General features: G+C 48.6%; 7 protein-coding genes. All 7 read left to right on the forward strand.

Annotation, left to right across the window (positions count from 1 at the left end):
- Positions 1-203 precede the first annotated feature (203 nt).
- The 7 genes from LSE01S_RS05270 to LSE01S_RS05300 all read left to right on the forward strand — a co-directional run bounded on the left by LSE01S_RS05270 (position 204) and on the right by LSE01S_RS05300 (position 12,802).
- On the forward strand, positions 204-635 hold the full coding sequence (locus LSE01S_RS05270) for a Spx/MgsR family RNA polymerase-binding regulatory protein (RefSeq protein WP_061776585.1): 432 nt from the start codon (positions 204-206) through the stop codon (positions 633-635).
- A gap of 427 nt (positions 636-1,062) precedes the next feature.
- A complete protein-coding gene (locus tag LSE01S_RS05275) occupies positions 1,063-1,770 on the forward strand; it encodes an MIP/aquaporin family protein (protein WP_061776586.1) in 708 nt (235 codons plus the stop codon).
- Positions 1,771-2,125: 355 nt separating this feature from the next.
- The gene (locus LSE01S_RS05280; protein WP_061776587.1) at positions 2,126-4,198 is read left to right on the forward strand and encodes a MucBP domain-containing protein; all 2,073 of its coding nucleotides are present in this window, start codon (positions 2,126-2,128) and stop codon (positions 4,196-4,198) included.
- 511 nt (positions 4,199-4,709) lie between these two features.
- Positions 4,710-6,818: a MucBP domain-containing protein gene (locus LSE01S_RS05285; protein WP_061776588.1), complete on the forward strand. Its 2,109-nt coding sequence runs from the start codon at positions 4,710-4,712 to the stop codon at positions 6,816-6,818.
- A 395-nt stretch (positions 6,819-7,213) separates the two neighbouring features.
- Positions 7,214-9,769, forward strand: a complete 2,556-nt coding sequence (locus tag LSE01S_RS05290; RefSeq protein ID WP_061776589.1) for a MucBP domain-containing protein — start codon at positions 7,214-7,216, stop codon at positions 9,767-9,769.
- A 239-nt stretch (positions 9,770-10,008) separates the two neighbouring features.
- A complete protein-coding gene (locus LSE01S_RS05295; protein WP_061776590.1) occupies positions 10,009-12,069 on the forward strand; it encodes a MucBP domain-containing protein in 2,061 nt (686 codons plus the stop codon).
- Positions 12,070-12,460: 391 nt separating this feature from the next.
- Positions 12,461-12,802, forward strand: a complete 342-nt coding sequence (locus tag LSE01S_RS05300; protein WP_061776591.1) for a hypothetical protein — start codon at positions 12,461-12,463, stop codon at positions 12,800-12,802.
- The last annotated feature ends 25 nt before the right edge of the window (positions 12,803-12,827 follow it).

Genomic DNA, 12,827 nt, shown 5'->3' on the forward strand with positions numbered 1-12,827 from the left:
GTTGTAGGCCCAGCGGATAGGCTTTCGACCACCTTAAGCAAGCCGGGAGAACCTGAAGAAATTGTTAAATGGTGGCCTAGACCGAGAGTAATGGGTTTCATCATTTTCCGTTGTGGTGTACAATGAAAAGCATAAATTAGCACTCGAATTATAGAGTGCTAACTCTAGTACCTCATCGAAGACAGACATTGGAGGGCGATTTTATGATTAAAATGTATTTCCATGCAAAAACGACGGCGGTAACCAAGGCAATGAAATGGTTAGCTAACCATGACGCCATCTTTACGGCCCGTGATATTAAAAAACAACCCTTAACACGGGATGAAATTTTATATATGTTATCCTTAACTGAATCTGGAACGGACGACTTGATTTCCACCCGTTCCAAAGCGTACAAGTCACTTCCAGCTAACGTTCAAGATATGGGGATGAACGAATTAGTCGATTTACTCCAGACTAATCCTGGAATTCTCAAGAATCCGATCGTGGTCGACCGCAATAAGTTAGCCACTGGATTTGACCTCGAAACTATCCGTGAGTTCGTCCCTGCTGCATACCGGAAGCGTGAATTAGCCAGCTTCTTCAAGATTTTAAACGGCGGGAACAAGAATACCCTCGGCGTATCACCAGCATAATAGAAGAAATAATGGCGTGGAATGCTTCTGCGCCATTCACAAAAATCAAACAATTGAAATATTAGGCGATTTTAGAATGGCACGATCTCGATATCTATTCGGGATCATGCCATTCGGTGTTTTCTGGAGTTGTTTCAACTTGAATAACTAACCATTCAAAAGGTCGACTGGACGCAGTGTTGCGGACAGCCGACTATTTTTAGTTAACTAGTACGAAGGGTTCCTTCGAGCGGCTGCGGGTAAAGGTCATGAGGGGGCCGTTTAGCGAGTCAAGTTTTGCCGGTTAACCGAATAGTTTAAGATAAGACTATGTTTTGTAAGCGTATCCATTTAATTTCACCCATTCGTGGTGGGCTGTGGTAGACTGTTAATGGCTCAAATGATTGTTTATTTTATACATAATAATGATGAGGTGGGTGTAACAGTTATGAATGGTTTTATTGGTGAGTTCTTTGGCACGATGATTTTAATTATCTTAGGTGCCGGAACTGGCGCTAGTATTAATCTAAATAAGACTTACGCAAAGGGGTCCAACTGGACGTATGTCAGTGTCGCCTGGGGAATGGCCGTGACGATGGGGGTCTATGTTGCCGGCATGTTAGGCTCCGATGGTCACCTGAATCCGGCCGTAACCATTGGGTTTGCAGCCTTTGGATTCTTCCCGTGGGCTAACGTTGTGCCATATTTGGTGGGACAATTCTTGGGCGCCTTCATTGGGGCAGCGATTGTAATCCTACAATTCTACCCACACTTCAAGGCCACGCCCGATGAGGCCTCTGGCAACTCGGTTGGGATCTTCGCGACTCGACCGGCAATTAAGAATCCCACGTTTAACTTTCTCTCTGAAGTGATTGCTACCTGGGCCTTCATTTTCGTTCTGTTGAATCTGGGCGACTTCACGGATGGTCTGAAGCCATTCATTGTGGGGATGCTCATTATGATTATTGGGATGGGTCTGGGGACAACCACAGGGTTTGCCTTGAATCCAGCTCGGGACTGGGGACCGCGTTTGGCTTACGCCATCCTACCGGTGCCCCATCGTGGTTCGGCTGAGTGGAGTTATGCTTGGGTGCCAATGTGTGGTCCAATCGTCGGAGGCTTGTTAGCAGCGGGACTCCAAGTGATGATCAAATAAATCAATGATATTTTTTTGGAAACGGTTAGCTCAGCTGACCGTTTTTTTTATTGAAAAAATGACCAAACTTTTTGGATTCTTTTGGGGAGCAGGCTTTACCGATCATAAACATTGGCGACGGATTGGTTAGGGTCTATGAAGGCGGGATCGGCGCAACGCGGAGTTGGTTTTGAGGACAAATTGGGCTGCTTAAAGTTTTTGTGTGAGATATATGGTGAACTATTAATGGGAGCTTAGACAAATAGAAGCCATGCCGCTATGATAAAAATGTCAGCAAGGCTGACCCAATATTTATCTGATGATAATGAAGCACAACGCTTGTTTGATAATTTGAATACTTAGAGGAGGAGCTCTATTGAGACCAACAGATGTGACGGGGACATATAACAAGTTGTATAAACACGGTAAAGCTGCGATTTTAACAGGAATTATCACGACTTCCCTGGCGGTTGGAGTAACCGGCGTTGTGGCGAAGGCGGATGAGCTTACTGGCGATTCCGCGGTTACGGAACAGGAAGAAACAGGCGCGTCACTAGATGAACGGGATGGGGGCACGTTAAAACCAGTCGCAAGCTCTCTAAGCGATGAAGACACTGGGTCAACATCCGTTGCGAATGAGGTCGCAGGCGTGGGGACAGGCGACCTGAATGCGTCTAGCGCCACAGAAAAGCAACCGAGAAGTCGTCAGGATCAGCCGACGCCGACAAGCTTGAAGTTGGTCGATGACGATCGGATTAAGCAAGTCGCGGTAGGTGAACGGCGAGCTGACTCAACACTGCATAAGGTCAGGTCTGTAGCGGCAATACCAGTACCGGCGCCAAGCCCTACTCCGCGGGCATCTAGCATTGACGAATGGATGCCGGATAAAAATCTGCAGCAATTGGTGTTATGGCAGTTGCAGCGAGGATTGGCGGATCAGGCAACCTATCCCCAACGGCCAGGGTTAGCCATTAAAACGGTCGATGAGATTACGCCGGAAATGCTCAGTGACAATCTGTACGAATTAGATGCGGATGTTCAGAAGCAATTGGCGGACCAGGATTTCTTTTACATGACGACGTCAATTAGCTCACTGAAAGGATTAGAGCATGCGACGAATTTGCGTGAAATTTCCATTTATCCTGATTTATTGGCGGTGGACAAATGGGACCATGAGCTCATTGAGTATGGGGCCGTCGAAGATATCGCTGCGCTGGCTGGCCTTAAAAATTTGACGAGCGTTAACTTTCAGCTGAATCAGATTACAGATATCTCGGCTCTAGCTAATAAAACATTAGATACGGTTAGCTTGAGTCAGAATAATATTACGGATCTGTCACCACTAAAACACTCGCTCAAGCCGAACGCCCAGGTAGGCTTGAGTGATCAGGCTATTTATTTGCCAGCAATCCCCCTGGGCAAAGACGATAGCTTTGTGTTTGACCAATTTACAATTAAGGATATCGATGGGACGGTCATTCCCCTAAAGGGGGTCGATGACGCCAATGGTTATGACCTATCCAGTGACGGTACGTGGCATAATGTGAGTCCAAATAAAATTGTTTGGTCGCAACTTTCGGCGGATGGCGGTTACCTGTTCATGGACTGGGATATCTCTGAAGGAGATTACGAAGGATTTTCCGGAGAAATTACTCAGGAGTTCACAATCGACCCGAACATCGGTCGCGAGGAAACGGCCATTATTCACTATAACTATGCCAATGGGAAAAAGGCGGCGCCCGACAAAACCGTTACGGGTAAATATGGCCAACCGATTAATTTCCCGGCGTCACCAATTATTTCGGGATACACCGCGAGCCCATTGCCAGTTGCCAAGTATGGCGCTACCAAGAATGAATTCACGGTGACGTATACCAAGGCTAAGACTCCCCCGGTGGTGATGCCTAACCCGATGACAACGGTAACGGTTCACTATCAAACGTTGGTGGGACAGCAATTAGCGGCTGACCAAATATTAACGGGACATCCGGGTGAGGCGTATACGACAACGGCGGCGTCGGTGCCGGGGTATACCCTGATCGCCACCCCAACCAATGCCACCGGGGCCTTTGGCAACACAGATATGTCGGTTAATTATTATTATGAGGTGGCTAAGCAGCCTTCCACGAATGAACCAGACGATGGCGCGGGCGATCAGGGGGTCGCGCAACCTGAGACGCCAGCCGTGGTCACCCCTGATCCGACACCGGACGATGGTGGTGCGGCGGCTAACATCGTGGACGAAATTGCTACTGATGGTAATACCGTTCAGCTGGGCCAACCTGACAAGCAATCGAATAAACTGGCAACGGGTCAGGGGACTACTAATAAGCCGCAACAGATATTACCCAAGACGGGTGAGGCCCAGGGCTCGCCGTTCTGGGGATTCGCTATCATCAGTGGTCTAATTGGACGCTTAAGATGGCGGGTGTCTTCAAAGAAGAATTAAGTCATTATTTGAGAAGAGAGTGGTACCAAAGGCGATTAGCCAGCGAGCATTAAGGCTGCCTTTGGTCGCACGTTTCGGCCATATCGACTGGTACGAAAAAAGGTGAGGTTAGTGTAAAGATCTTTAGAACGATTTGACCGACCATTAAAGCGTTCATAGATGCATAGTTAGTTGGACTGACCATCCTCAAAAACAATGTTATAAATTTTGAATTGTGTAACGCGTTCCTTGGGCCGCTAATATACGGATTCATGTGAAAAAATTACATCGATGTACTTATCTAAAACACCGCAATGGCGGTAATTATTCACAAGTGTACATGACTTATCCAATAATCTTTTAAACATAAAAAGGCAAAAATCTTTGCGGGTATGGACTAGATTTTAACCAACCGATTAGCTATAATTGAATTTGTAAAGGGCTTACATTATTGAGAATAAAAATTGGGTGGCCACCAAACAACAGACCATTCTGTAAACGACTATAACCTGTTTTGGAGGGGTGTTATTTTATGTTTAATTCAATAAATACCAAGGAACATTATAAGATGTACAAGAAGGGAAAGGCCTGGATTTTTGCTGGCATCGTGACGGCTTCCTTGGCGCTAGGTGTGGTTGGTGGTCAAACAGCTCATGCGGATACGCTGACACAGAGTTCTGGAGAACAAGATCAAGCAGCCGCTTCGGGTAAATCGGCGGCACCAGATAAGCAGGTGGTGTTGGGTTCATCGAAGACCGCTGACAAAGTTGGTGACCCCCAAAGCGATGCGGTTGACTCTGATATAAACAAGCCAGCCGATGATAAGGCTGGTGATCCAGCACCGGTCGACAAGCCGGCTGACGATACGGGCAAAAGTGGTACTGGCGATTCAGCCGATAAAGGAACCGTCGTTACAAATGACGACTCCTCAGAAGTAGTCAACAACCTCAGTCGCAAGGCGCCAGCTGCACCAACTGCTCGAATGGCAGCGCCAACGGCCAAGGCCGATGAATCGATTGATGCCTGGATGCCTAACAAGATTTTGCAAGCAGATGTTTTATCGATGTTTCAAGGCGACTACCTCTATAACAATCCAGCTATTGCAGCTTCGGGTAAGACCTGGTCCACGGCCGCGGATATTACTCAGGATGACATGTTGCTTCTAAATTACCTATACTTCAATGATACCTACATTGATGGCAAGAGTTCATTCTCCTTAAAAGGGTTAGAGTACGCGACCAACTTAACGGACCTGGTCATCTCTGATCAATTGAATTATGCGCCATACATGATTCGTGGGGATGTTACGGACATCACGCCATTACAGGGACTGACAAAATTAACTTCACTTGAAGTATTAGGTCAACGGGTGACTGATATTACACCGATTTCTGGTCTGAAGGACATTACTAGCCTGTCAATTGCACAGAATTGTATCGCAGACTTCTCTTCACTAAATGCCGCACAATATTCAGACTTGAGACTAGATGACCAATTCATTGAGAACAAGGTTATCTATATTCCCAAGTCCAACGAATATGCCTTGGTCAGCCCAATCAAGGCGCCACAAGGACTAACTTTTACGCTGGATGACATCGCACCAGCGAACGGCCTCCCAATCACCGCGCCATTACATCCTGAGTCAACCGTCCGTGTTTTTTGGAATGGTGCAACCGGGTATTCATTGGATGGTGATAAGATTTCTTTCACAGGAATTAAAGACCAAATTATGCCAGGACAGACGGAAAATCCTTGGGCACAGCTTTATCCCAACTTGGTTGCAGAAGATTACACTTACTTCTTGAACGCCGTTTATACCACGAAAATTAACGGCATCAACGTGAAGGTTGCTCAAATGGTGACGCCATACATCAAGGCCGACCAAGCAGCCGACGTCACCGTAAACTATGTCGACGACAGTGGCAACCAGGTCGCCGATCCCGATACCCTGACCGGATTTATTGGTGAAGGCTACACGGCGGTTGCTAAGGCTATCGATGGCTATGAGTTAACTAAGACACCGGACAATGCTACGGGGGCCTTCTCCGATACGGCCCAAACCGTAACCTTTGTCTACAAGAAGGTTGGCGGAACGGTCACCCCACCAGTTGTTACGCCTAGTCAAACGGTGACGATGACGGTCCACTACGAAACATCCAATGGGACTAAAGTGGCACCGGATGTGACCTTGACGGGTAAGGCAGGGGATAGTTACACGTCTAGCCCAGCCACGGTTGATGGCTACAAATTACTTACCGCACCGGCCAACGCCAACGGCACCTTTGGCAACACAGATGGGTCAATCACCTACGTTTACGCCAAGACTGGCGGCGATGGTGACCTGGTTACCGATGGCAATGGTGGCGATAAGCCAAGTACCAACAAGCCTGGTAAACCCGCAACCAAGCCGGACGGTGGTAAGACGCCAACGACTAGCAATGGCGGTCAAGCGGCGATGGTAACCAGTAACCTGAAGGCTAAGCCGGGGACAACTCACACAGCAAATCTGGCCAACCCGGCTAATGCCGCCAAGGCGACCCTACCTCAAACCAATGATGAAACGATTTCACCACTTTGGGGATTAGCTGTTCTGGGGTCACTCCTCGGATTAGTAGGCTGGCGGAAACGTACGCATAAATAAGTGAAAAATGTATTTATTAGGAGCGATCGGCGTAATGCTGACCGCTTTTTTTAATTCTAGTAGGCCCAGAGCAGCTATGTAAGTGACACATTCGGATACTTGTGACTGCCCGGTATAGTCTTAAAATCTTCGATCCGGTCATTTGCTTATTTGGCGATAAAATCATGATCAACGCTGGTATAGAAGCGTTCTTATTGGCGTGAACACGGATAGGAATGCATATTTTAATATATGTGGACCCCCGTAAACTTTTTCTTATATTCGATAGTATTTTTAATAAAATGCGTTATAATCTAATTGTAAAGGCCATATATCAATTTCTTGCATACTGATTAGTGAAGTTTTTACATATGGATAAAAATTAATCATTGAGTATCAGATGAGGAGGGGCTTTCATGTTCAATTCCACGAATACGAAAGAACATTACAAGATGTATAAAAAAGGCAAGGCCTGGATTTTTGCCGGTATTTTCACCGCAACACTCATTCTGGGATCCGGTGGCGTTAAGACCGCCCAAGCGGATACAATGGCCACGGCTGGTGAAGATGCGCCAGCCAGCGAAGCGACGGCGAAGGATGCTACAAATTCGGTAGACAAGTCTGCGGTGCTTAAGGGGTCGACCGGTGATGATTCGGGGAACGGGACAACCGACAAGTCTACGGGGTTGCCAGCGGATAAATCAACTGGCGACAGAACGGGCAAGTCGGCTGGTGTCGATACCCCTGATAATGTCGTTAAATCAACGCCTCCGGCCAAACCTGACCCGACCAATAAGAAGCCTGATTCGACAACGTCAGACTCCGTGACCGATAAGTCGGCGGCTAAGGTTACCATTGCGGAACCGAAGGCGCCAACCGGGTCCAGTCGGTCTGCCTTGCTACGAAATAATGTGGTAGCCTCCGTTGCAGCAGCACCATTGGCTGCAACCATAACCGAGTCCATCGATGACTGGATGCCCGATAAGAATTTACAGACCTTCGTTTACTATACAATCAAGAATACTTTTGGTCTGACCTCACCTGCTCAAATTACGAAGGACATGTTAAGCCAGGTCAAGACTTTGGTCATGGCGCCTAAGCTAGCTGAAGAAAATAAAGAATACTTCCTGTCGACCATTCAAATGAAAAATTTGGATGGGTTGCAATATGCGACTAATCTAGAATATTTGTCTATTTATCCGGATATAGATGCATCAACGATCTGGAATGGGAAATTCGCGATGGGTCAATTGTCAGATATTAATGGTATTGCTAATCTGCCCAAGTTAGATGACGTTAACCTGCAAATGAATAATTTGACCGATGTTTCAGTCTTGTCAACGTTACATTTAACTTCAGTGAGTCTCTCCTACAATCACATCACGGATATTTCACCTTTACTAAGTTCTATCGCGAGTCTTCCTGCTTACCAAACGGTGGCTTACCAAACAATTAAATTACCAGAGATTACGTTAAATTCGAAGACCAAGTCATACACGGCACCATCCTTTATCATCAAGACGGCCGATGGTGGCAATGTGCCGATTACCGGGGTTGGTCCTTCCATGTATTACGCTGGTATGAACAGTGGGGCAACACCGACTAGTGTTAGTCCGACAACCGTCTCCTGGAACAACTTTACGGCGAATAGCGGCTTTCTCTTTATGGACTGGAGCGACCCGTTGTTCGGGGAAGCTGGTTATCCGTATGAAGGGGAAATCATCGTCCCATATCGGTTGAGCGACACGGTGGGCAACGTCAATGTAAACTTCAAGCGGGCCGATGGGACTATCCTAGCACCGCAAATCACAATGGCTGGTGATCTCGGGACCAACTTCGATCTGAATAAGGATGCAAATGTTATGAACACTGTCTCCGCAATCATGAATAAGGGTCTGCAATATAACGGGACCGAAAACGGCGAAGCGATCACCGGGGTTTATGCGGAAGATCCAAGCAATATCACCCTGATCTTTGGCGACAAGCAAATTGCCACCACCTTCAATTACCTTGACGACAAGGGCAATACTTTGGCAGCTTCACAAACGATGACTGGAAACCTGGGTCAAAACTGGCAAGTGGCCATCCCTAGTGTGACTGGGTACACCTTCAAGAGCGCCAACCAAGACGGCACGGCGATGACGGTGACCAATAATCAGCTTTCGGGGACCTTGACGGCCGACTCAAACGTTAACCTGATTTACGTTGCCAATGATGAAACTGCCACCATTCACTACGTTTACGCGGATGGTACGACGGCCGCGGCCGATAAGACGGTTACCGGAAAGTTCGGGGATGCGATCGTCTTCCCAACCGCACCCGTCATTAGTGGTTTTACGCCAAGTACTTTGGCGGCCACAAAATACGGCGATGGGACCACAGCAAATGTCTTTACAGTGACTTACACCAAGGACCCAGTGACCCCAGTCACGCCGAGTCATCAAGTGACGGTTACCGTTCATTACCAGGACGCAACCGGCAAGACGGTTGCGCCGGATGAAATCTTAACCGGGCATGTTGGCGATCAATACGCCTCAACGGCGAAGACCGTGACGGGTTACACGCTGACCAGTACGCCAAGCAATGCTACTGGCACCTTTGGCGATACGGACAGTGCAATTACCTACATCTACACCGCGGTCACTAATGGCGGCGCCGGTGATAAGCCAAGTACGCCAAACAAACCAGGGACCCCCAATAAGCCGGGGCAACCTAGCAAGCCTGGCAAGATCACGCCTAGCAAGGGGGGACAAGCTGCTGGCATTAATCCGGGCAGTCACGTCGTCCCAGCCGAGGGTGCGGCAGCCGCAACTGTAACGCCGCTGACTTACTCGACCACGTTGCCTAACCCCAAGGCGAAGACGACCCTACCTCAAACCAATGATGAAACGACTTCACCACTTTGGGGATTAGCTGTTCTGGGATCACTCTTCGGATTAGTAGGTCTTAAGCGGCGTAAGCACAACAACTAAAAAGCTATTTGATCGGGTCCGGTTCCGTTGGGAATCGGACCTTTTTTGGCACTCGAAAACTAGATGCTACCGTAATACATAGCACGTATTAACTACTATAAGAATAGTTTAATCTATGCTAGCTTTTTAGCGGGTAAGTCGTTATAATTGGCATTGTAAAAGGACATTAATGACTTCACACCGATTTAGTTATGATCACCGTTGCTGGTTCTGATAGAGACTATTTGAGGAGGATTATTGTGCTGAAGAGAACGGAAACACGCCAACACTATAAGATGTACAAGCAGGGCAAGCACTGGCTATTTGCGAGCATTACGACGGGAATTCTGGCTGTGGGCTTGGGAAGCGTGACCGCCCAGGCGGATGACCAGCCGGCCACCAATCAACCAGCGGTCACCACGGCTGCCGGCGAGATGGAAAATGAGGAATCGACCGTCACCCTGACGCCACCGGCTACCACGGATGTGGCCGCCGCGGTGGCCGATCAAGACTTGACGTCCCCGGTTGCCAGCGATCCCGCGGTTGAACAGCCGGCCATTAATGAAAGCGTTAACAAAAATGGTGAGGCGACCCCAACCCCAACCTCAACCTCATCCACCACGGCCGGGGCAACCGCAGAAACCGTCACCCCACTACCGGCACCGACCGATACTGAATTAGGTGCCACGCCGAAGATCAAGGCGGTAAAGTTGGTTCAGGCGGAGCTGACGCGCCTGAACCAGGCCGACCCAACGATTGACGATTGGATGCCCAACGAACGGCTACAAGAGGTCGTTCTTGCCGCTTTACGCAAACAGAACCCCGGGCAGGCGTGGGCTAACGCTCAGGCGATTACCCAGGCAGATATGTTGTTACTGACCAGTATCTATGCGGATGGTCGTAATGGCATGGGCACCTATATTGACGGGGAGACCGAATACTCCCTGGAAGGCCTACAATACGCGACGAACCTGACGTCACTAACGTTAATCAATAGTTTTAATTATGCCCCGGGTGCCTACTATGGGGATATTGTTGATGTGAGCCCGCTGAAGAATTTACAGAAGCTCACCAAGGTTGATTTGCAACATAATCGGATTGAAGACGCTACGGACCTAGCTAATCTAGAGAATGTGACGAGTATGTTGGTCAATTACAATCATATTCGGGATCTATCGCCATTTGGAAAGCGCGACTACCAAGAATATGGTGATAGCTCCCAGGTCATCTATCTCGATCCGATTGTGATCAATGATGCTACACGGGAAGGACACCTCAAGGTTCAATGTATCCGGCGCGATGGGACCGTGGTGCAACTCGAATGGTCGGAACGGGTCTTAGTTCCGGTATTCTTCTATAATACGTTCACCTACATGTTCCATTACAGCGCTGGGGATGCGGTTTCTGACGGCGAGGGTGGCTTGTACTATAGCAATATTGCCGATCAGAAGCCGGGACTGACGACTTACCCAAACGTAACGGTGAAGCCCCTCAAGGACTATTATTTCTTGACGGGGAAATATGCATCGGCTAATCCGTCCGGGACGCAAGACTTCGCGGTGATTCAGCCATATACCATTGCCGCGACCGCGGAAAGTGTCACGGTGCACTACCAGGATGAACAGGGGCAACAGATTGCTCCCGACACGGTGTTGCCTGCCGGCGTTGTTGGTGAGGACTACAGTACCGAGCCCTTGAAAATCACCGGGTACACGTTGGTTAAGACGCCGGATAATGCTACCGGTCAATACGGAGCGGATCCCATCGAGGTGACTTACGTGTACCGGAAGGATACCGGGACGGTAACGCCACCAGTTGTGACGCCAACCGAAGAGAGCACGGTGACCGTGCATCATCAGCTGGCCAATGGAACGGCGATTGCGGCCGATCAGATTTTGAAGGGAAAGGTTGGGAGTGCCTATCAGAGTCAACCCGTTCAGATCGCCGGTTACAAATTGGTCACGACGCCTAGCAATGCCAGCGGAGTCTTTGGTGACACGGATACTGAGGTGACTTATGTTTACGAAAAGGTCGAGACTGGTGGCGGTGGTGACCTTATCACGGACGGTGACGGAGACGATAATGACGGTGATTCCGGGACTGGCGGCCAACCGGGTGAGATTACCACGACGGCGCCCGCGGGGGATACCGGCAAGCCAACGACACTCACCAACGGCAACGCTGGTGATCAGGGAGTGGCGGCAACCACTCTTCCTCAGACCGATGAAAAACAGGTTTCCAGCTGGTGGGGAATCGGTGGCTTGATTCTGGTCTTGACGGGAAGTTGGTGGCTACGGCGCCGCAATTCGCGTCGGGAGTAGACTTGACTGACAAGATTGATTGGTAATTGAACGGCAGAACATGACCAAACGTCGCAGAGCTCGTGGACCACTCACGGGCTTTTTTTCTGCCATGAATGGGTGGTTAGTGGCCAATTGGTCTAGGTACAATTGTTCATCATTATTATAGAATCATTCATGCACAAATCCGCTGGATGAAACTTTGTACAGTCACTGATTTAGGGCCTCAATTCCCTTGTAAAGGGCGGAAAATATGAGACAATAACCTTGAAAAGAGAATCGTACACAGTGTTTAAAGTATGAGTATTCCATGGCAATGGTGATAGGATTCTCAGAATTATAAGCGACACTTATTAAGTGAATCTGATCTAGTAGGGGTTCTGAAGAGGACCCGCACGAGGAGGAAGCTATCATGACAAGAGCAGTTTTAAAAGGATCTAAGAGTATTTATGCTACCCTGACTGTTTTGGCAGTGAGCATGGGACTAACTGGTATTGGTGTTTCTGCCCAGGCCGATAATGTACCGACAAGTCATGTTTCAATTACCGACGTTAAGACGGGCCATCAAACTGGCCATGTAACCAACCTTGATGCCAAGTCGGCAACGGATGTTAAATTAGCTTCAGCACATAAGACAAACCTGGCACAAGACCATTCGACTCGTTCACAACCGGCTGACTGGTTAACAGCCGGAATCGCTGTGGCCATGGCTGTTTTGGCGCCAGCCGGCTTGATTACCAAGCGTCAGCATTAATAGCTATTATTCCTGCACTGCCGAC

It is taken from the genome of Levilactobacillus senmaizukei DSM 21775 = NBRC 103853 (assembly GCF_001592085.1).
In the GTDB taxonomy this organism is placed as follows: Bacteria; Bacillota; Bacilli; order Lactobacillales; family Lactobacillaceae; genus Levilactobacillus; species Levilactobacillus senmaizukei.